Annotated in this window: 21 protein-coding genes, 1 tRNA gene and 2 pseudogenes; 9 read left to right on the top strand and 15 right to left on the bottom strand. The window is 59.2% G+C overall.

Features of this window, described 5'->3' with window-relative positions:
* Positions 1-341 precede the first annotated feature (341 nt).
* Positions 342-1,421: an acyltransferase family protein gene (locus CLG85_RS20950; RefSeq protein ID WP_095881445.1), complete on the bottom strand. Its 1,080-nt coding sequence runs from the start codon at positions 1,419-1,421 to the stop codon at positions 342-344.
* 493 nt (positions 1,422-1,914) lie between these two features.
* On the opposite strand from CLG85_RS20950, the gene CLG85_RS20945 reads away from it, so the two are divergent.
* Together CLG85_RS20945 and CLG85_RS20940 are read left to right on the top strand one after the other, a co-directional pair.
* Positions 1,915-2,997, top strand: coding sequence for a helix-turn-helix domain-containing protein (locus tag CLG85_RS20945; protein ID WP_095881446.1), 1,083 nt, complete (start codon positions 1,915-1,917; stop codon positions 2,995-2,997).
* 107 nt (positions 2,998-3,104) lie between these two features.
* A complete protein-coding gene (locus CLG85_RS20940) occupies positions 3,105-3,434 on the top strand; it encodes a plasmid mobilization protein (protein WP_235865337.1) in 330 nt (109 codons plus the stop codon).
* 404 nt (positions 3,435-3,838) lie between these two features.
* Here the strand turns inward: CLG85_RS20940 and CLG85_RS20935 are convergent, their stop codons facing one another.
* Positions 3,839-4,231 (bottom strand): hypothetical protein, encoded by a 393-nt coding sequence (locus CLG85_RS20935; protein WP_235865338.1) that lies wholly within the window; start codon positions 4,229-4,231, stop codon positions 3,839-3,841.
* Here CLG85_RS20935 and CLG85_RS20930 point away from each other — a divergent pair.
* Both CLG85_RS20930 and CLG85_RS20925 read left to right on the top strand, forming a co-directional pair.
* On the top strand, positions 4,230-4,748 hold the full coding sequence (locus tag CLG85_RS20930; RefSeq protein ID WP_235865339.1) for a hypothetical protein: 519 nt from the start codon (positions 4,230-4,232) through the stop codon (positions 4,746-4,748). The two genes, CLG85_RS20935 and CLG85_RS20930, sit on opposite strands and share 2 nt — an antisense overlap.
* Before the next feature lie 3 nt (positions 4,749-4,751).
* Positions 4,752-4,988: a hypothetical protein gene (locus CLG85_RS20925; RefSeq protein ID WP_235865340.1), complete on the top strand. Its 237-nt coding sequence runs from the start codon at positions 4,752-4,754 to the stop codon at positions 4,986-4,988.
* Between the two features lie 32 nt (positions 4,989-5,020).
* On the opposite strand, the gene CLG85_RS20920 is transcribed toward CLG85_RS20925, so the two are convergent.
* Positions 5,021-5,164: a hypothetical protein gene (locus CLG85_RS20920; protein WP_260349954.1), complete on the bottom strand. Its 144-nt coding sequence runs from the start codon at positions 5,162-5,164 to the stop codon at positions 5,021-5,023.
* A 186-nt stretch (positions 5,165-5,350) separates the two neighbouring features.
* On the opposite strand from CLG85_RS20920, the gene CLG85_RS20915 reads away from it, so the two are divergent.
* Genes CLG85_RS20915 through CLG85_RS20905 form a run of 3 tightly spaced genes read left to right on the top strand, consistent with a single transcriptional unit; the run spans position 5,351 to position 7,094 of the window.
* Positions 5,351-6,229, top strand: a complete 879-nt coding sequence (locus CLG85_RS20915) for a hypothetical protein (RefSeq protein ID WP_141244485.1) — start codon at positions 5,351-5,353, stop codon at positions 6,227-6,229.
* Complete coding sequence (locus CLG85_RS20910; protein ID WP_095881450.1) at positions 6,226-6,642, top strand: hypothetical protein; 417 nt, start codon at positions 6,226-6,228, stop codon at positions 6,640-6,642. The genes CLG85_RS20915 and CLG85_RS20910 overlap by 4 nt, the downstream gene beginning before the upstream one ends.
* Before the next feature lie 53 nt (positions 6,643-6,695).
* A complete protein-coding gene (locus tag CLG85_RS20905; RefSeq protein WP_095881451.1) occupies positions 6,696-7,094 on the top strand; it encodes a DUF6634 family protein in 399 nt (132 codons plus the stop codon).
* A gap of 139 nt (positions 7,095-7,233) precedes the next feature.
* Here CLG85_RS20905 and CLG85_RS20900 read toward each other — a convergent pair whose 3' ends face one another.
* The 10 genes and pseudogenes from CLG85_RS20900 to CLG85_RS20855 form a co-directional block, all read right to left on the bottom strand.
* A complete protein-coding gene (locus CLG85_RS20900) occupies positions 7,234-7,728 on the bottom strand; it encodes a DUF3387 domain-containing protein (protein ID WP_260349946.1) in 495 nt (164 codons plus the stop codon).
* Between the two features lie 62 nt (positions 7,729-7,790).
* Positions 7,791-8,013, bottom strand: a pseudogene (locus CLG85_RS27845) (type I restriction enzyme endonuclease domain-containing protein); the annotation flags it as partial.
* 1 nt (position 8,014) lies between these two features.
* Complete coding sequence (locus CLG85_RS20890) at positions 8,015-10,375, bottom strand: type I restriction endonuclease subunit R (protein WP_260349945.1); 2,361 nt, start codon at positions 10,373-10,375, stop codon at positions 8,015-8,017.
* On the bottom strand, positions 10,368-11,123 hold the full coding sequence (locus CLG85_RS20885) for an abortive infection family protein (RefSeq protein ID WP_095881453.1): 756 nt from the start codon (positions 11,121-11,123) through the stop codon (positions 10,368-10,370). The genes CLG85_RS20890 and CLG85_RS20885 overlap by 8 nt, the downstream gene beginning before the upstream one ends.
* Before the next feature lie 131 nt (positions 11,124-11,254).
* Entirely contained in the window at positions 11,255-12,004 is a 750-nt protein-coding gene (locus tag CLG85_RS20880) for a DUF6615 family protein (protein ID WP_260349944.1), read from the bottom strand.
* Entirely contained in the window at positions 12,001-13,617 is a 1,617-nt protein-coding gene (locus tag CLG85_RS20875) for a restriction endonuclease subunit S (protein WP_095881455.1), read from the bottom strand. Before CLG85_RS20875 ends, CLG85_RS20880 begins: the two co-directional genes overlap by 4 nt.
* Complete coding sequence (locus CLG85_RS20870; RefSeq protein WP_095881456.1) at positions 13,614-14,018, bottom strand: nucleotidyltransferase substrate binding protein; 405 nt, start codon at positions 14,016-14,018, stop codon at positions 13,614-13,616. The genes CLG85_RS20875 and CLG85_RS20870 overlap by 4 nt, the downstream gene beginning before the upstream one ends.
* A complete protein-coding gene (locus CLG85_RS20865) occupies positions 14,015-15,565 on the bottom strand; it encodes a class I SAM-dependent DNA methyltransferase (protein WP_095881457.1) in 1,551 nt (516 codons plus the stop codon). The genes CLG85_RS20870 and CLG85_RS20865 overlap by 4 nt, the downstream gene beginning before the upstream one ends.
* Positions 15,562-15,852 (bottom strand): hypothetical protein, encoded by a 291-nt coding sequence (locus tag CLG85_RS20860; protein WP_095881458.1) that lies wholly within the window; start codon positions 15,850-15,852, stop codon positions 15,562-15,564. Before CLG85_RS20860 ends, CLG85_RS20865 begins: the two co-directional genes overlap by 4 nt.
* 2 nt (positions 15,853-15,854) lie before the next feature.
* Positions 15,855-16,256: a helix-turn-helix domain-containing protein gene (locus CLG85_RS20855; protein ID WP_095881459.1), complete on the bottom strand. Its 402-nt coding sequence runs from the start codon at positions 16,254-16,256 to the stop codon at positions 15,855-15,857.
* Positions 16,257-16,793: 537 nt separating this feature from the next.
* On the opposite strand from CLG85_RS20855, the gene CLG85_RS20850 reads away from it, so the two are divergent.
* Together CLG85_RS20850 and CLG85_RS27500 are read left to right on the top strand one after the other, a co-directional pair.
* Complete coding sequence (locus CLG85_RS20850) at positions 16,794-16,997, top strand: AlpA family transcriptional regulator (protein ID WP_095881460.1); 204 nt, start codon at positions 16,794-16,796, stop codon at positions 16,995-16,997.
* Positions 16,994-17,941, top strand: a pseudogene (locus CLG85_RS27500) (site-specific integrase); the annotation flags it as partial. The gene CLG85_RS20850 and the pseudogene CLG85_RS27500, both read left to right, overlap by 4 nt.
* Before the next feature lie 185 nt (positions 17,942-18,126).
* Here CLG85_RS27500 and CLG85_RS20840 read toward each other — a convergent pair.
* Positions 18,127-18,210 (bottom strand) — tRNA-Leu (locus CLG85_RS20840).
* Between the two features lie 139 nt (positions 18,211-18,349).
* Positions 18,350-18,974, bottom strand: a 625-nt coding sequence (locus CLG85_RS20835) for an ADP-dependent NAD(P)H-hydrate dehydratase (protein ID WP_260349943.1), incomplete at its 5' end; no start/stop codon positions are given.

Below are 18,974 nucleotides of genomic sequence, written 5' to 3'. Positions count from 1 at the left end.
AAGTAACGCCCTTCCCCCTGGCACCGGGAAATTCCGGCAAGTTGCGCCAAAGGATCGTCAGGCATGTCAGTCCACTCACGGACCAATTTGACGTTGGGTCACACGAGCGATTCCGTCCAGCTTTCTCACCTCTCGGTTGCCAAGATTTCTGCGCCAATCAATCGGGAGAAATCAGAAGACCTAGATGCTGTGGCGAGACCTTCACCTCTACATAGAGCCCCCTGTCCCAGGCGCTCACAAAGCAGGCACGTTCCATCTTCACCGAGCTGATGTTGATGCGACTGCGATAGCCCCCGCCGCCGGTGGTGCGGATCAGCACACGCCTGCGGCCATCCAGACTTTCACCCTGCCGTGGCCAGTCCTTTCGACGCGCCTCCTTTCCATTTCAATGCCGGCGACTCGACTAGGTGCCAAGACAAAGCCGCAAGCATGAGTGTCGCCGGCAGCGCCAAAGCCATGTTCCAGAGCGGCAGCATGATGCCGGTCCAGGCCAGGACCTGCTGCACCGGGAAGGCATAGAGATAGGTTCCGTAGGAATAGTCCCCCAGGCGGTTGTAGGCCTGCAGCCGTGGCAGCCGCGCGTAGCCAAGGACGAAGACCGCATAACTCCATGCCACGCCGAGAAGTGGGTGGAAGAACGAGGTCGACCAAGACATTGCCGCAATCCCGGCACCGGTCGCCGCAAGCCACGGTGAAAGCGGGATTTTCTCGCGCCAGACCCAAAGCCCCATTCCGGCCGAAAAGGGCAGCGCCAGGCTCGCCAGCGCGGGCAGGCGTGGATGAAGATCACTCGCCGCCGTGAGTGTCCAGCACGCCCCGACGCAGGCGACCCCGAGCACGAAGAGGCGCGGGCGCGCGAGCAGCCCGAGGAGACCGCAGAAGATCACGCCGAGGTAGCACAGGACTTCGTAGTTGAGCGTCCAGAGCGAGCCATTGATTGCCGGTCCGTAGGGGTTGGCCTCGAAGACGCCCGGCAGTTCATAGTGCAGGAAGAACAGGGACATATTGTGCAGAACATAGCCCGGCGCCGCACCCAGGTAGATGCCGGCCGGGGCATGGGTCAGCCCCGCGCCTGCGAGCACCGTCAATCCCAGGACGACGGCCAGCGCCGGAAAGATTCGCAGAGCCCGGGCGCGCAGGAAGTCGCTCACCGAGGCTTTTGTCGCGAAACTGCGGGCGATAAAGAACCCCGAGATCGCAAAGAAGGTCATCACGCAGAGCGTGCCCAGCGACCATCCTCTCAGCACAGCCGCCAAGGGCTCCTCGGCGCCCGTGCCGAGGCTGATCGGATAGGCGTGCGAAATTAGCACCCCGATCGCCGCCAACATCCTAAGAAGATTGAAATTGTTGTCGCGGCCGGCAGCGCGGTCAGCGATCGTTGGACTCCACTGTCGCAGCACATGAACCTCCTCTCTTGCCATAGTCGCGCCAGTTGGTGGGCGACACTACGCACCATGGTCTGCCACAAGCCCCAATAATCGCTTCGCCTGCCGGGCAGCGCAAAGGGAACTGCGGCCGATATCGATTACCGCGAGATCCATCTTTGGCCGAAGAAAGGAAATATTCTCTTAATGCGCGACGGGTCCCCTGCAGAGGTGATCCATAGAGCCGTGACGCTGGCCGGTCTTGCCTAGAGAACCGAGGAAAATGGTGCGGGTGAAGGGACTTGAACCCCCACGCCTTGCGGCGCCAGAACCTAAATTCGACGAATAATACGTCTAATCAGATGGTTGGTCGAAAAATTTCGCAAGACATAGGTAGAACGAACCATGACTCTGCGAAACGCGCTGGAATGGCTTTCAGGCAAAGAAAAACCGCCGGGGAAGCTGCAACTTCCACCGACGGCAACACAAAAGTAGATCTTCCGGCAGCATACTCCGCCGCCTCCTTTGCTGCAAGTGTTGGGGTGGCGCCATGAGCATCACTCTGACCCACTGCGGCCTCCCCTCAGGCGTGAAACCGTTCGAGCTGCTCGACATGCTCGCCAAGCTGCGCACCGAACTGGGCTTGCGCGACGAGGATCTGGCCTATCTACGCTGCGTCTTCAGGCTGGCCCGCGCGGAGGACTTCTTGCCCGGCCGCATCTGCGCCGTCTGGGAGCGCGTCGCGGGTCTGGCCGATCGCATGAACTTCCACATCCGCAGGATCACGCGAATAGAGACCCGGCTGGAGGAGCGCGGGCTGGTTCTCCGGACCGGCGCGGCGAATGGCCGGCGTTTCGGACGGCGCAGCGAGGACGGCCGTATCGTCTCGGCGGGCGGCATCAACTTCGCGCCGCTCATCGAGCGTACACCGGAGCTGCTGGCGCGCATCCGTCGTACAGCGCGCGCGGCGGAAGGGCTGCAGGAGGACCGGAACCGGCTGAACGATCTGATCCGGCAGATTCGCAGCCTCGATGCGCCGAAGGCGCTCATTGCAGCGCGTGAGGCCTTCCCGCGTCTACGGCCCTCCGAGGTCCGGGAGGCCGGTCGGATGTCCGCGCTGATCGACGCGCTGGAGGTCATCCTCGCCGAGTTTTCACCCGCCTCCGGTCAGACAGTTCAGACCGCGCCGTCGGACAGTTTGGTCCGACCTGATACCAAGAGAGATAAAAAAATCGAAACCTGTAGGCCCGAGCCCGCGGTTTCGATTAGCCCGGCGCAGGTCTGTCTGTTGGCCAGCGACGAGATGGCCGAGGTCATTCAGGTCTACGCCGAAGCGGCGGACGAAGGGGCCCGACCCAGCATGAGAACACTGGCGCTGGCGGCACGAGAACGGGCGCAGATGCTGGGGATATCCGGGCTGGAATGGGATGCGGCGCGCGACCGGTTGGGAGAGCTGCGCGTGCTGCTCTGCCTGGTCATTGCGGACAGAAACGGCGAGAGGCATGACCGCTTCGCGGTGCGCAATCCGGCGGCAGCATTCATCGGATTGGCGCGAAAAACAACACGCGGCGACGCGGCCATTGCAGCACTCGTGGCTGAACTAAGACGCTATACAGGCGAGGTGCGTCCGTGACTGATCGACAGACAGCAAGGTCACCCGTGTTGCACACGGGACCATGCGATGGGCCTGCCGCCCCTTCGAACCCCGCCAAGAGCAGGACGCTCAAATACGCCGAGCCTTTGACCGAAACCATCGCGTTCCGCTGCTCTGCTTCGGAGAAGGCGCGCCTTGAGGCGGAAGCCCGCCGCGCCCGGCGTCCGCTGGCTGAGCTGCTTCGCGAGCGGTTGCCATTGGTGCGCTCCGGTCATCGAAAGGTGGTCCCCGAGGCCGACCCGGACCTTTTGGTCGCCCTGTCGCGTATCGGAGCCAACCTCAACCAGATCGCCCGTGCGCTCAACGCGGCGCGCAAGCTGGAGGTCTACGACCGGCTGGATACGTTGGCCATTGCTGCCAGCTTGGTCGCCATCGAGCGACAACTTGACGGCCTGCGGGAGGACGGACGCTCATGATGGTGAAGTTCTTTCCCCATGGCCAGGGACCGGCTGCCCCCGCCGTTGCCTACTTGGTCGCCGAGACGGTGAAGGCCTACGACGAGCACCGCAACGCGATCCGGGACGAGCGCGGGCAGCAGGTCTGGGATCGGCGTGCCACGCTCCCCGAGGTCGTCGAAGGTACGCCTGCGCGGATGCAGGCGCTCATCGACGCGGTACCGCACCAGTGGCGCTACAAGAGCGGTGTCATCAGCTTCGCCGCCGAGGACGCGCCGACCGAAGAGCAGCAGCGTGCGGTCATCCAACGGTTCGAGGACTTCGCCTGTGCCGGGCTGGAGGCCGACCAGTTTGACATGCTCTGGGTGCGCCACACCCACGCCGGGCGCGTCGAGCTGCACTTCCTGATGCCCCGTATGGAGCTTTCAACGCGCAAGAGCCTTAACATTGCCCCGCCCGGCCACGAGACCGCCTTCAGCGCTTTCGTGGATCTGGAGAACCGGCTGCATGGCTGGGCCGATCCGCTCGATCCGGCGCGCGCTCGGCAGACGCAGGCCGTGCCCGAGGAACCGCCACGCGCCGCCACGCGCGAGCAGCTGAACAGCTGGATCGAGGGTCAGATAGCGGTCGGCGCGATCCGGGACCGGGGGTCGATGATTTCGGCGCTGACCGAGATCGGTTTCAAACTTCCCCGCAAGGGCAAGGCATACCTCACTGTACTGGCCCCAGACAGCGGCGAGCGCTGGCGTCTGAAAGGAGCGATCTTCGATGAAACCTGGACCGCAGAGCAAACTCAACCCGCGCATCCAGGCGAACATGGACAGCCTGCTGACCTCTCAGCTCGACTCACTGGAATCGCAGTTGAAGAGCTTAAGCGGCGCGTGGACGACGAGCGCCAGAAGCGCCTTCTCTACAATCAGGAGCGATACGGTCGAGTTCGAGAACCAGACCCGCAAGCGGCTGCACAGCCTGAACCGCGAGACGACCGAGACCCTGCACGCGATCGAGGAGAGGATCGAAGCGCTCCAAGCGCGCAGCCTGCGGCTCAACAGGCTGCTGACCCGGCACACGCTCGCGCGGGTGGCGCTGGTAGGCGGAGTAATGGCTGCGCTGACGCTCAGCGGGTCATTCCTGGCGGTGACGTTGATGATCGCCAGCAATCAGCCCACGCCGACCCCGCGCCTGGCGCAACCACCCGAGGCGCTGCAAGACAGCAGGACGATCCGGGGCGTTGGCGGCCTTGGAGAACTGATCGCCCTGCCGCCTGGCCTCGTGCCGACACGCTGTCCGCTGGGGACCGGGGCTGGACGCATCTGTCTTCATCAAGAGGAGTAGAGGATGACCTTGACGAACTTGGAGCGCGAGTTGCTGTCTTGCGTCGAAGAGCTCGGCAAAGGCGTGGAAGACTGCATGACCAGATTGGCCGAACAAGAAGATATGCTCGCGAAGTTGCAAAAGGACTTGCGCGCATCGTTGAGCGGCATGGAAAGATCATTGCAGGACGCGCCTCCCCTCGAGACGACGGAGGCCCAGCCAGAGAAGCCCGCCCGTGGGTTCCTCAGACGCAGCAAGTAGCATCGCCTCAGCGGCGCGAAGTTGTCGCGTCTTCACCGCCAACAGAGCGCAGGACAGGCCCTAGCAGATCGCCATAGTCGGCCCCTAGGGCGATGGTCCACTCGGCGAACTCGACGACGTCCAGGCGCCGCTCTCCCCCCCTCCACTTTCGCGACAAACGACTGGGGTCGTTTCATGCGGTCTGCGAGTTGCTGCTGGGTCATTCCAGCGGCCTTGCGGGCATCCGTCAGCGCGTCAAGCAGCGCGAGATGCCCCGGTGTTCTGAGACTACGCGCCAATCGCCGCTCTCCAAAAGGGTCATACCCTTGCCGCGTAATCCTGTTTTGGTATTATCCCATTACGGGATATTTGGAGGTGTTGAGATGAATTCAGTTCTGTCCGGTTCTTGTCGCGTGTCGTCGTTTGCGCTTTCCGCTATCGTGTCCCTTTGTGCCGCGAGCGGGTCGGCTACCGCCGAAAACTTGCATGCGGTCGGCGGCATCGAGGCGCGGCCATACCCTTACAAGCTCCTCGGCCTGCGGCCGGGTGATCCAGTCGATGATCTGGCTGCACTTTTCGCTGAGCGGTCGCAGGCAGTGCCGACACAGACAGAGCGCCGCCTGCGCATTCAGTCGCCACAGGGAAAGGCGTTTGACCTACGCTATGAAGCGACCCGTGAGATCGGCGATGTCGGCATGCAGGGGCGTCTTGCCAACGCGCCGCAAGACCACATCACGGCGTTCCTGGCTACTGAAGCCTTCGGGAAACGTCCATTGGCACTGTTCCGGGTGCTGAAGGAGCCGACTGAAAAGGCCCCCGAGCCTGCAGCGCTGAAAGCCCAGCTAGAAGAGCTTTACGGGCAACCTTCCAAGGCGGAGATGCAGGGGCAGTCGATGACCCTCCTCTACGCCTGGGGAACCGATGGCTTCATCGCGGACCTCGACGGCCAACCGGTGCAGACGTTCGTAGAGGATCTTGGCGGAAATCGTACCAGCGAGCGCCAATTTCGCACCTGCGCAGCTGGTGGACCGTTCAACGCCTCCGTCGAGTACGACTTCAAGTCTCCGCGCGTCGCCGAAGATGCGATCATGCCGGACTGCGTCGCGACCTATGAGATCACGTATCAGGGCGGCCCGGAGATCAGCACCATCAAGGTCGCGCTGAAGGACTACGAGCTGGCGCGCTTGCACCAAGCAGAGGCCGATCGCCAGATCATGGAAGCACTCTCATCCCCCACCTCGAAATCGGATATGGACCTATGACCCGCATGGCAGATTGGGCAGAGCCCATCCAAGTGGAACACATGTACCGCGAGCTATTCGGCAGCACTCTGATGCTCGTGGATCAAGCCCGGTGGGACGATGGCTCCCCCGGAACGGCTGCAGAGACTATGCAAAGATTCCAGCAGGCCATGCGCCCCATCCACCAGCACTGTGAGGTCTTCACCGAGGTCGAGGAGGATGAAGCGGCGATGCGGATTACATTCACCGATGAAGCACGAGGAAAGGTCTTCCGGTTGTCGGCGCGTCCCGATGGCCTTTGGGACCTCTACGTCCGTAAGTCGGGGCTGCAATCAGATGAGCGTGGGTTGGTTCAGGACGTCGTCTTGCTTAAGCTGCTCGCCTATGATTGCGGACCAGCGGGGGACATCCCACTCGGCGAAATTTTCGAGTGACGCTTCGCGCCTCCAACCGCGCCGATGACGCCCAGAACAAAGGATCCGAGGTAATGCGCTATATCAACGGAGAAGACTTGCTGGCGGCTTTCGACGAAGCGGAAGCCGGCCCCGAACCAGATGATCTTCAGGACGCCCCGATGATCGATAATTGGTTCCTGATCTGGCGCGACGGTGATGTCGTGCGCGCCGACGGTGATGTGCACGGCCACCCGACGATCGACGATCCTTGGGTCACAACCTCGCCAGTGCTCGGATACGACTATGACTTCGATAGGGAAGAAGGCTGGCTTCGTTCGGTCTCGCGCTGGTACCGGCTCGGGCAGCTGAGGGAGGTACCGGTCAACTCGACTAGGCCTGAGCAAGCGCGCCGAGACGCTTTGTCCGCCGCAAGCCACCATCTCGCGCGGCAGCGGTCGGACTGGCGTGGCCAATATGGACCTTCTCGCTAGAGGCAAAGAGCCAAGCCCGTCCCTACGGCCCGTCGTGATGCGAGCGGGTCGGGCCTGGTCCCCGCCGCTTTGGAGGACATCGCCCCCACAAGGCAGGGGACGGAAAGGCGGCTGCCGCCAAGGGCGGCAAGGTTTTATATCATGTGATCTCGTGCAGCAGCGCTTCGGCCTGTTCTAAGACGGTCTGAATAGCTTCTTTTGATAGGTCAGGAGGATAGCCGTATTTTCGAAGGATGCGGCGTACAAGAATCCGCATCTTGGCCCGCGCACTTTCTTTCTTGTGCCAATCGACCGTAGCGTTGCGGCGGACTTGATCCAGCAATTCATGGGCGATGATACGCAGTTGCTCATTCCCCATTGCTTCAACGGCGGTGTCATTTTGTGCCAAGGCATCATAGAACGCCAGTTCATCATCTGACATCCCTTCAGCTTCACCGCGCATGGCGGAGGCTTTGACGTCTTTAGCAATATCAATAAGAGCTTGAATCATCTCGACGGTCGAGATGGCGTTGGCATGGTAACGAGCGACGGCTTCCTCAAGTCGCTGGCTGAATGCCCGGCTTTCAACAACGTTGCGCTTGGTTCGGCTCTTAATTTCTCCGTTGAGCAACTTTTTTGAGCGCTTCCAGAGCAAGGTTTTTTTCGCTCCATAGAATGAACTTCCAACAAGAAGTCATCTGACAGGATGGAAATATCCGGGGTCTTGATACCGGAAGCCTTCAATATATCGACGATTTCGGCGTCGGCGACAGCCTTGTTGACAAGTTGTTCTATCGCAAAGTTTTTTTGCCCGTGAGGATAGTTTGCCTTTGGCTGATGTCTTCGCCATCGCTGCGCGAACAGCCTGCAAAAACCCTACTTCGTCCTTCACAGATTTTGCTAGGTCACTGGAAGATGCCAGCGCAAAAGCGCGTGACATCTCAAGACAAGCATCCTGAAATCGTGATAGCTGCTTTTTTCTTTTCAGCTTCCGTTGGCGAGGCTTGAGCCTTGTTGGTCTGCTGTCCGACGATCCAGTCAACGGCATCCCCCAGGGCTTTCAAACGGGCTTGCGCGGTGCCGCTGAGCCCTAGGCTGTAGTCATGACCGCTGAACATGCTACGCACTACATCGAGCTTCTCGGCAAGCAAGGCAACGGTCTGCTCTTCGTCAATCCCGGTTCGTTCCCGATCTGCATCGGAGTACTGCGACAGCGCATTTTTCAGGTTCTGGGCGATGCCGATGTAATCGACCACCAGCCCGCCCGGCTTGTCTCTGAAAACTCGGTTTACGCGCGCAATGGCCTGCATCAGACCGTGCCCGCGCATAGGCTTGTCGACATACATCGTGTGCATACTTGGCGCATCGAAACCCGTCAGCCACATGTCTCTCACGATCACAAGCTTCAACGGATCATCCGGCGTACGCGCGCGTTTGGCCAAGTCGTCTCGACGCTTCTTGTTGCCGATGTGCTCCTGCCATTCCAGAGGATCGGACGCTGAGCCGGTCATAACAACTTTTACGGCTCCAGCTTCGTCAGCGTCCGAGTGCCATTCCGGACGCAGTTTGACGATTTCATTGTACAGTGAAACGCAGATACGGCGGCTCATACAAACAGCCATGGCTTTGCCGCCTAAAGCAGCGGTCCGAGCCTCCAAGTGCTCGACCAAGTCCGCGGCGACCTGCTTCAGACGCTTATCTGCGCCGACGAGCGCTTCAACCGTGCTCCACTTGGCTTTAGCCTTTTCCTGCTCCGATAGGGTATCGTCTTCCAGGATGGCGGCGATTTCTTCATCAATCTTGGGCTTTTCGTCTTCGTCCAACTCGATGCGAGCCAAGCGACTTTCATAGTAGATGGGAACCGTAGCTTTGTCCTCGACCGCTCTCGTGATGTCGTAAATATCAACATAGCCGCCGAAAACTGCAGGTGTGTTTACATCGGCAGTCTCAATTGGAGTGCCGGTAAAGCCAACAAATGAGGCGTTCGGGAGTGCCTGCCGGACGTAGTGAGCATAGCCGTACTTTCGTTCGCCAGTCTTGGCGCTCACTTTGGCATTCAGCCCATATTGGCTTCTGTGCGCTTCATCGGCGATCACGATGACGTTGCGGCGGTCAGTCAATGTAGGAAAGTGCTCCTCCCCTTGCTCGGGAGCGAATTTCTGCATGGTTGTGAATATTACCCCACCGGATTGACGCGCTAGAAGCTCGCGGAGCTCGTCCCGGCTCTCAGCATGTTCTGGGGTTTGCCGGATCAGGTCCTTAGTGGTCGCGAACGTTTGGAACAGCTGGTCGTCGAGGTCGTTTCGGTCCGTGAGTACAATCAGAGTAGGGTTCTGAAGCTCGGGGCTTCGAACCAGCAAGCCTGCAAAAAAGGCCATAAGCAGCGATTTCCCTGAGCCCTGAGTATGCCAGATTACACCGATGCGACGATCACCCTCAGGCTTTGAAGCCTCGATTGCGTTCGCCAAGGCCTTTCGTGCGCCGAAAAACTGGTGGTAGCCGGCGATAATCTTGAAGGGGCCATCGCCTGTGTCACCAAATACGGTAAAATCCCGTAGCAGTTCCAGGAAGCGGCCTTTGTCGAATACGCCCTTCAGAAGCGTCTCCATCTCCTGCGGGCCTTCAGGGGTAAAGTCCTCCGCAGCACCAGTTACAGAGCGCCATGGCATGAACCGCTCTTCATTGGCCGTCAGTGAGCCGATCCGCGCCAGCAAACCATCCGAACCGATTAAGACAGCGTTTGTACGAAACAGGGATGGGATCTGCTGCTTATAGGTTTGAAGCTGGGCGAAGGCATCTTCGATCGTAGCGGCCTCGCTTGCGGCGTTCTTTAGTTCGATCACCGCCACCGGTAAGCCGTTTAAGAACACAACCAAGTCAGGGCGGCGCTTGTGCTTACCCTCAATCACAGTGAACTGGTTTGTCACCAACCAGTCGTTAGCCTGAGAACCCACGAAGTCGATCAGCCAAACTTTGTCACCGCGGATCGTCCCGTCATCCGCCTTGAATTCGACATCCACACCATTGACCAGAAGCGCGTGTATGCGTCGGTTCTCTTCGGTCAGGCTTTGCGAGGCTGCGCCGGTGATCTGGCGCAGCGCGTCTTGGCGAGCACCTTCCGGGATGTGGGGATTCAGCCTCGCAACAGCGGTCTGCAGCCGCCCCATCAGCAAAACTTCCTCATAGGACGTACGCTCGGGAGCTGTGCCATCAGGGGAGATCACGTCCGCTCCCAGATAGGGAATGTCTTCACCCTGCAGGATTGCCAGTGCGGCTTGTTCGACCAGATCTTCGTTAATCATCGACGGCCTCCTCTTCGGATAAAGGAAGCGGGAGAGCAGCCGTCCGGCGGAGTGCTTCCTTATAGGTCTGCCGCTCTACACCGAACAGCAGCTGGGAGACGCTGACATCAATGCGCCTGGTGTCGAACTCTTCCAGCTCAATGCCGACAATCAGTCTGCCGTCTTCTATCCGCGCACCCACAAAGCCAATATGTGCATCAATTTTGTCATTGAATACGCCGAAGCGCTCGTAAGGCTCGAAGGTGCGCACTGGGTCTGTCTGTTGATCCAGATAGGCATCATGTAGGAACCCGATCACCGTATCGGCTGCAATTATTGCCATCCGTCGATGATGTTCGCTTAGTCGACTTACAAAGCCCAACTTGCCATGACTGAGCGGCCCAGCCTTTTTTCGAAAATTTCCAAGTTCAACAGTCAATGTGTTGTACTGTGAAATTACCTTGTTCAAAGGGTCTGTACGGTCATCGACGAGATTGAGAAGGCGTATTGCGGCAGTCAGCCAATTACCAAGGCTTGGGTTGTCACTTTTTATGGGGCTGTCTGAGCGCTCCCGGATAGGGTTGATCGGATCATCTAGTTCTTCAACCAAGGTCTTGCAGGCGCATTCAAGGATACTCTTTGCAGCGTCGATGCAGCCGTCGTTCCCGGCTTTGAATTCACGCTCAAGTGCCTCGTAGGTATGCTGGAGCATCGATGCATTGGTCCAGTGGCGGCAAAATGCGTCGATGTTGGGGTAAAGGTCACTCATCTCGGGTTTCCGTCTCCTCGAGGATCGCAATCCCTCTCAGGTTCAGGCGGGCCATTTCCTCATGCAAAAGGCTCTCACTCTCGCCACCTTCCCGCAGCAAACCTACCCAGCTTGGGATGTTGTCGGTCGGCTCAAACGAAAAAACCCAAGCCTGTAGGCGCTGCGAGATCTTCTTCAGCGTCACCCATACTGTAGTTGTAGAGTTGCTGCAGACCGTGCCCGATCAGTGATGGGAGGGATGTGTCCGTGGGGTGATCGTCCCAACAACACGGACATACAAGGCAGTGCCAAGGGATCATCGGGAAGTCGCCGGGGCGATTATCTTTGCCCCAATCCGCCGACTTGATCGCAAGTGCACTGGCGGCGCTGATACCCCACTCCGGCGAGGAAAAAGGAAATCCGCACCACATGCGCCAGTACAGTCGTTTGTGGGCTGACCAGAACCTGCGCGCGCCTAGGCCGTCGTCGTTATAGAAGACATAGAGGGGCACCGCTCCATCCCGCCAGCCCAACATCGCCTCACACTGGTTGGCCCAGGTCTGGCCGCTCTTGGACGGTCCGTTGTACGGGTGGTAAAGTTGGTCGTAGCGACCGGACTTCCGATAGAGCCGCTTTGCCTGCACCCTTACTGGCAGTCCGCGATTGTGACCATCGCCGAACCAGAACCCCCAATCCGCGCCGTTGTCCCGTTCAACATCCTTCGTGAAGGTTTTAATCGTCAGGCCCCGTCCATGATGCTTGCGCGCAAGTCGAAGGAGTAAATGTTCCGTCGTGGTTTCTTCACCCCGCGCGATATCGAACCGGGCCGCATCCGACATATCGGCCCAGACACGAGCGGCTTCTTCCTGAAAAGAGCGGCAGAAGTTGGGAACTAATTTCACGCCGCATCCTCCGCGCCAACCAGGCGGATTTCGCCGGACATGAGTTTTGGGAGAAGGAGGTCTCGGGTGGCGACGAGGGTTTGGCTTTCCTGGCCATTTGCCTTGATCAACTCGAACATTGGTTCGACCAAGCCTTCAAAGACTGCGAACACGTCCTTGCCCGCCCATGCGAAGTTTAGGCTTTCGAATGTCGCGCGGGTGATTGTCGAGAACACAGATCCATGGGCCATGGCCTTGAGCCGTTCGACCATGCGTTCGGTTGCGAGGTAGATGAAAATATCGCCAACTGGGTTAACCGCACGCAATGCGTAGCAAGACTGGTTAAACGTCATCGGACGCGCGGCCATCGCGATGTTCCCTACCGTGCCTCGTGCCGAGATGATCGTCGTGCCGGCTTCGATCATCCGGACAGAGCTTTCGGTAACGCCGCGCTCGGTGATGGTCTTTTCAGTATTCCAAACGAACACGCCGCCCTTAGGCGGAGTGTCCACCACTGAGAACCACGGCACCTCTCCGCCCCAATACTCAGGAACTTTTGTTTTGGGGGTTCCGCCACCGATGATGTCAAGAAAACCGACAAATGGGCGCTCTTCCCACCCTTCCGGAAGACCATTGTCTCCGAAGTTGCCGGGGAAGAGGGCGGCAAGGGCGTTGGCTTTTTGGGGATCGGGGAGAAGGCCGCCGAGGATGGCGGCGGGGTCGGTTACATCTGCGGCCTTGCGGCGGGTGGGGCCGAAATCGACGAACCAATCCTGAAAGAGCGCCCGCGCCATTGCCTCTAGCGTCTCATTCATCCGCCGGTTCAGCTCGATCTTGTTGTCAATCGCTGAAAGGGTAGATCCGATTTCCTCCTGCTCTGAAATACTAGGCAGGATCACGGGCATCTGTCTCAATGCCTTTTGGCTGATGCCCAAAACTGTTGTTCCTGTTGCTCGCCCCTCTATCACTGCGCGCTGTTGCGGGGATGTCAGAAGGTACCGTAGGAACGTGTTGTCTAGTTTTCCTTTCTTGCCTCTCAGGCACACGATCCGCTGCCCTAGAGCGTATTTTGACGTTTCCTCATCTAGTTGAATTACCTCGCCGAGAGGCCCCTCAGTTGTGAAAATCACATCTCCAATTGTCGGAATTCCACGTGTCATCCATTTGGGGTAATAATCCAAAGCGATCTTCTGTTCGATTGGCCGAACCAAACCTTCGGTTTTCACTACCTTTGCTGAAAGTACAGGGATACCAGAGTCAGATTTTTGAGGACTTTTGCCCCGATAGTCGATTAGACGGTCTATACAGTCTTCGAATACGTGCTCTTCCCAATCCGCAGGCACCCTCCGCCGCTCCACAATCGCCCGAAACTCCGGCGATACGGCGTTCAGGTCGATCACGTCCACCTTCCATGGCAGGTCGGAGGCCTCGAAGGCCTCTTCCAGATCGACTAGCATATCGGATGACAACGGCGTCGGCCCTTCCAGCGCGATATCCAGGTCGGAAAAGGGTTTGGCCGTCCATGTCACGCGGCTACCAAATGCCCAGGCCAGCGTTCCCTTGGGAAGGTGAACTTTCAGTATCCCTTGCACGATACCCAGCTGTTCAGGGCTGATGTCGATCTTGGCACTCATTCCGCGCTCCGCTCCTGCAAGCGCTTCAGCAAGATTGCCGCCTCATCTCGAAAGGCCGGAATGCGTTCGAAGACCTCGTTGGCCTTTTTCTCGTTGTAGGCGTGGCTGGTGGCGTTCCGAGCCTCACGGAAACGTCGCCACTCATCCCAGCCATTGGCAAGCAACCCGCGTTCCGCGCCGGATCGGATCATGTCCGGAAAGCTCATCTGGTCGATCTCGGACGGGTTCGGCGACATCGCCTCCAACTGCCGTTTCAGCAGCTTATGCGCCAGCTCGTAGGTGTATTCGAACCGCTGGATGCAGGCATCCTTGACGAACTGGCTCTGCGTGCGGTCGTACTCCGCCAATGCCTCTTGCAGCGAGGCGAGGGCTTTCTCGAAAGAGGACAGTTCCAGCTTCATTGCTTGCCCCCCGTATGGGTAGGGATGCGCCCAAGGGTGCGGCGAATCAAGTCGGCCATGCGGGCACTTTCCGTCAGTTGCGTGTCGAGCTGCGTCGCAAGTGTGGCGAATTTTTCTTCGAACGGAACGCCATCGTCCTCCTCATCCGCTGCGCCGACATAGCGGCCCGGCGTCAAGACGTAGTCATGCTTGCGGATTAACTCCAAGTCGGCACTGGCGCAGAAACCGGGCTCGTCCTTGTAGGGCTGCTCCGGCGCCTTGGCTCGCCAACGATGGTAGGTGTCTGCGATCTTGGATATCTCACTATCGTCGAAGTCGCGACGTACTCGGTCGACCATGTGGCCCATCTGGCGCGCATCGATGAACAGCACCTCGCCTTGCCGCTCACGATGTCCATTGGCGGATTTGTCGTTTGCGAGGATCCAAAGGCAGGCAGGAATTTGGGTGGAGTAGAAGAGCTGTCCAGGCAGGGCGACCATGCAGTCGACCTTATCCGCTTCGATCATCGCTTTACGGATGTCGCCTTCGCCCGATTGCTGGGACGACATGGAGCCGTTGGCCAGCACCACACCTGCTGTACCGCGCGGAGCCAAATGGTGTAGGATGTGCTGTAGCCACGCATAGTTGGCGTTCCCCTTCGGCGGTGTTCCGAACTTCCATCGCACATCTTCGGTAAGCCGCTCGCCGCCCCAGTCCGAGATGTTGAATGGTGGGTTGGCCAAGATGTAGTCAGCACGCAGGTCGGGAAGTTCATCGCGGATAAACGAGCCTTCGTTGTTCCACTTGATCTCGGCATCGATGCCTTGGACGGCGAGGTTCATCATCGCCAGGCGCCAAGTCGTGTGGTTGATTTCCTGTCCATAGACCGAGATGTCATCGCGGCGGCCACCGTGATCTTCGATGAAATTCTCGGACTGGATGAACATACCGCCCGATCCGCAGCAGGGGTCATAGACGCGGCCTTGCTTCGGCTCCAACATGGACACCAACGTGCGCACGACGGAACGCGGCGTGAAGAACTCGCCGCCGCGCTTACCTTCTGAAGAGGCGAAGCCAGACAGGAAGTACTCGTAGACCCGGCCAAGGAGGTCGCGGGCTTCAGAAGCATTCCCGCGCATATCGATCTTGGAGAACAGGTCGATCAAATCGCCCAGCATTTCCTTGTTCAGCGTGGGACGGGCATAGTTCTTGGGGAGAACACCTTTGAGCTTTTCGTTGGCTGGTACTTTCTCGATGGCCTCCATGGCGTCATCAATCAACTTGCCGATGTTCGGATCACGCGCCTTGTCGCGAAGGTGCGTCCAACGAGCTTCGGCAGGCACCCAAAAGATATTCTCTGCAAGATACTCTTCAGGGTCTTCCGCATCCGCGTATTCATCGGCAGCCAGCTGAGCATGATAGGTTTCAAAGGCTTCAGAGATGTACTTGAGGAAGACTAGGCCAAGCACGACGTGCTTGTACTCCGATGGCTCTAAGTTGCCGCGAAGCCGGTCCGCAGCTTTGAAAAGGTCGGCTTCGAAGCCCAAGTCGGTGGTTTGTAGGCTCATCGGATTGTCTCGATCTTCGGCTTTGACGTGAAGGACATGCAGGCGGCTGACGTCCATGCGACGACAATGCTCAGTATGGTAATGACCGCGAAGGCAGCGGCTGCCAGTTTAGGGCCTTCGTTAAGGAAGAAGATGCCAAAACCTGCCCACCCAAGCCCGGCCACTGCACAAGCTGCGATAGCGAGCTGAAAGCACCGATTGCGGGCCTGATCCAGGCGCCGTGCACTGGATTGAGCGCGCGCTTGGGCGAGAACCTTTCGCGCCTCCGCTAAGATGATGTTCTGCATCACTAATCCTTCCTCAATGTCTTGAAATACGCATCCATGCGGGTAGGGTTGAGCCCTCCCTCGCGCAGTATTTCGTCAAAGACGTACTGTACGACGTCAGATTCATAGTCTGGGCTCGGGGTCTGCCCCTCTTCAATGAAGTGCTCGCGCACAGCGATCACTGCTGCTTTGAGCGCGTCACGCATCTCAGGGCCGGTTCTGGCTCCTTCGCCAGTCAGGAGCCAAGCGATGTTCACGTCGTACTTGTCAGCTATGCCAAGAGCGATGGCCAACGGCAGTTCACGAATCCCGAGCTCATAATTTTTGTAGGCACGATCAGAGATGCCGAATTCGGCACCGAAAGCTGCCTGGGATAGCCCCGTTGCCTTTCTGATTGCCGATAAACGCTCTTGCAGACTGCTCATTGTTACCCTATGGTATCAAATGTTACCAATATCCGCGAACGAGTCACAATCGCACCGCTTCATTCCCAACCGTAGCTGATCGTTCCTAGTTCGCCAAGAAAATGGAGAGCGTTTTGCAAGGATTTCAGACTCCACGTGAGCTCGCCACTACGTCTGGATGGCCCGAAAAGACGATCCGTAGCCTCATTGCATCCAATGAGCTGCGCCATCTCCGGCTTAACAATCGCTTCTTTGTTCCAGATGGAGCTCTAGACGAGTTCATCAAACGCAAGATGGTTGTCCCGTCTGCGCTGCCAAAGCACGAGAAGCAGCCATGAAGACCTTCTCTTTTACGCGCCTATGCTCCCAACAGCTTCCTGAATGGCATGAGAGCACGTCTTCTTCCTGTACTCTCCACCTTCACACCCCCTCCGTACTCACTTGTCGGTCGCAAACCGGGGCCCTGAGCAGCAGCTCCCGCGCGATCTGCTTTCGGAGCGGCCATGGGCCACTCGTACTAGTGCGATCAGCTTTCTCGGCCTGCAATTGGAGGCGCCAATGACCAAGTATGAGAGATTGGCGATCCGTGCCACGCAAGCCGCCAGAATGTTGTCCCTATCACATATGGAATTTCGGCGTCTGGTCGGTCTGGGCGTCTTACCGGCTCCCATCTTCCTCGGAGGCACGGAACTTTGGGTTGTTGATGATCTGAAGGCAATTCTGAGCGGCGCCGATGTCGAACAGCAGGAGTTCAGGACATGAAACGACCCGACCTTCCCTATTTGGAGTTCAAGGCTGTCAAAGGCCGCGAATATATCTACTTCCGAAAGGGACAGACCCGGGTCCGGCTGCCAAACGATCCGGACACCCCTGAATTCTCTGCTGCTTACTGGAAAGCAAGGCGCGGCGGGTCCAAGCGGGCGATCCAGACTACATGGAACGCGCTTATCGCCGACTTCTACGCGAGCCCAAGCTACAGGAACAAGAAGGCAAGCACCCAGAAGAACTATCGCTCCCATTGCGAGGCCATCCGCGAGATGAACGGGGATTTGGATGTTCGGAAGTTCCGACATGCGGATGCGCTCAAAGTCCAAGCTGCGCTTCAGGAGACCTGGTCCAAGGCGAACGAGCGAATAGCCGTCCTGTCGATCCTGCTCAAACATGCAATGCGACTGGCATGGCTGGATGCCAACCCAGCAGCGGGCATTACTAAGCTCAAGGGCGGCAGCTATGCGCATTGGCCCGACACCAAGTTAGCCGCCTACGAAGCCTACTGTGAGAGGAATGACTGTACCCTGGCTCGCACCGCCTACGAGATAGCCATCGGCACCGGCCAGCGCCTTGGCGACTGCGCGAACATGCGGTGGGACGATTACAACAAGACGAGAGGCGTCATTTGGGTCGTACAGGAGAAAACCGGAATCCGCGGCGAAGTCCCCTGTCCCCGGCGACTCAAAAGATACCTCGATTCCCTTGAGCGCACTGGTGATTACATCATAGCGAAATCTCCAACGGAGCCTCTCGGGCTACGCCAGGTCCAGGCCGCCATCGCCGAAGTGCGCGCAGCGATCGGAGTGATGCATGGAAAGAGCAGGCTCGTTCCCCACGGCTGGCGCTATACCGCAGCCAAGCAACTGGCCGACGCTGGTTGCAGCGTTCAGATGATCCAAGCCGTCACCGGTCACAGCTCTCTTGCCATGGCACTCAAATACAGCGCTGGCGCCGATCGAACACGTCTAGCGAAGCAGGCACAGGATGCGCGAGATCGCTGTCTCGAAGAGCAAGAACAGAGGCAGGACGAACCGGAAACGTGCGAAACCGATTGCGAAACTCTCTCGCAGCCGCCCATCAGGAAACGGAGGAGGGGCAAAAATGATAAGCAATTTCAAAATGGTGCGGGTGAAGGGACTCGAACCCCCACGCCAAAGGCGCCAGAACCTAAATCTGGTGCGTCTACCAATTTCGCCACACCCGCACGCAGGTGCGCAAGGCACCTGGATCGGGCGGATATCTAACAAAGTGCCTCGGGCGACGCGAGAGGAAAAATCGCCCCGGGACCCGCTGCGGCCTTAACCTCATATTAGCGCATGGCCAGCCATAAGAGAGCGGTGCGCCTAGTCCCCCAGGTCGCGCAGGACTGGGGCCAGCGCCTCGGCAAGATCTTCGGCGATGAGCCCCGGGCCGAAGTGACGCGCCGCTTCGACATGTAGGAAGGCGGCGGTCTGCGCGGCCTGCAGCGGCGCGGCGCCGCGCGCCATGAGCCCGCAGATCAGCCCGGCGAGCACATCGCCGGCTCCCGCGGTGGCGAGCCACGGTGCACCCCGCCCATAGACCGCGGCATGGACGGAGGCCGTGCCGCCCGGAGCGCCGATCACCGTGTCCGGGCCCTTCAGCAGGATGGTGCAGCCCGCTCGATCGGCCGCTGCCCTTACCGCGTCGACGCGCGAAAAGGCGGGCCCCGATTGCGTAGGCGCGACGAGGCGCGCGGCAAGATCGGGGAAGAGCCGGGCAAACTCGCCGTCATGCGGGGTCAGCACGACCGACGGATGCACCATGGCAAAGAGCGTTTCGGGGCTTTCCGAATAGGCGCTCAGCGCATCGGCGTCCAGCACGGCCGCCCGGCCTGCGGCGAGGGTGACCGGCACCAGATCGCGCGCGCGCTCGAGCCCGAGGCCCGGCCCGAGGCAGAGCGCGCCGAGGCGTCCGTCCTCCAGCAGGCCGGCGAGCATCCGAGACCCG

It is taken from the genome of Alloyangia mangrovi (genome assembly GCF_002300555.2).
GTDB lineage: Bacteria > Pseudomonadota > Alphaproteobacteria > Rhodobacterales > Rhodobacteraceae > Salipiger > Salipiger mangrovi.
This window is presented reverse-complemented; position numbering and strand designations above follow the sequence as displayed.

Excerpts from the sequence above, each read along its gene's own strand:
- CLG85_RS20865 (WP_095881457.1), bottom strand. The coding sequence starts at position 15,565 with ATGAGCCTACAAACCACCGACTTGGGCTTCGAAGCCGACCTTTTCAAA.
- CLG85_RS20920 (WP_260349954.1), bottom strand. The coding sequence starts at position 5,164 with ATGAAACGACCCCAGTCGTTTGTCGCGAAAGTGGAGGGGGGGAGAGCG.
- CLG85_RS20875 (WP_095881455.1), bottom strand. The coding sequence starts at position 13,617 with ATGAGTGCCAAGATCGACATCAGCCCTGAACAGCTGGGTATCGTGCAA.
- CLG85_RS20935 (WP_235865338.1), bottom strand. The coding sequence starts at position 4,231 with ATGTTCGCCTGGATGCGCGGGTTGAGTTTGCTCTGCGGTCCAGGTTTC.
- CLG85_RS20910 (WP_095881450.1), top strand. The coding sequence starts at position 6,226 with ATGACCCGCATGGCAGATTGGGCAGAGCCCATCCAAGTGGAACACATG.
- CLG85_RS20945 (WP_095881446.1), top strand. The coding sequence starts at position 1,915 with ATGAGCATCACTCTGACCCACTGCGGCCTCCCCTCAGGCGTGAAACCG.
- CLG85_RS20950 (WP_095881445.1), bottom strand. The coding sequence starts at position 1,421 with ATGGCAAGAGAGGAGGTTCATGTGCTGCGACAGTGGAGTCCAACGATC.
- CLG85_RS20870 (WP_095881456.1), bottom strand. The coding sequence starts at position 14,018 with ATGAAGCTGGAACTGTCCTCTTTCGAGAAAGCCCTCGCCTCGCTGCAA.
- CLG85_RS20855 (WP_095881459.1), bottom strand. The coding sequence starts at position 16,256 with ATGAGCAGTCTGCAAGAGCGTTTATCGGCAATCAGAAAGGCAACGGGG.
- CLG85_RS20915 (WP_141244485.1), top strand. The coding sequence starts at position 5,351 with ATGAATTCAGTTCTGTCCGGTTCTTGTCGCGTGTCGTCGTTTGCGCTT.
- CLG85_RS20850 (WP_095881460.1), top strand. The coding sequence starts at position 16,794 with ATGACCAAGTATGAGAGATTGGCGATCCGTGCCACGCAAGCCGCCAGA.
- CLG85_RS20860 (WP_095881458.1), bottom strand. The coding sequence starts at position 15,852 with ATGCAGAACATCATCTTAGCGGAGGCGCGAAAGGTTCTCGCCCAAGCG.
- CLG85_RS20890 (WP_260349945.1), bottom strand. The coding sequence starts at position 10,375 with ATGATTAACGAAGATCTGGTCGAACAAGCCGCACTGGCAATCCTGCAG.
- CLG85_RS20930 (WP_235865339.1), top strand. The coding sequence starts at position 4,230 with ATGGACAGCCTGCTGACCTCTCAGCTCGACTCACTGGAATCGCAGTTG.
- CLG85_RS20905 (WP_095881451.1), top strand. The coding sequence starts at position 6,696 with ATGCGCTATATCAACGGAGAAGACTTGCTGGCGGCTTTCGACGAAGCG.
- CLG85_RS20885 (WP_095881453.1), bottom strand. The coding sequence starts at position 11,123 with ATGAGTGACCTTTACCCCAACATCGACGCATTTTGCCGCCACTGGACC.
- CLG85_RS20925 (WP_235865340.1), top strand. The coding sequence starts at position 4,752 with ATGACCTTGACGAACTTGGAGCGCGAGTTGCTGTCTTGCGTCGAAGAG.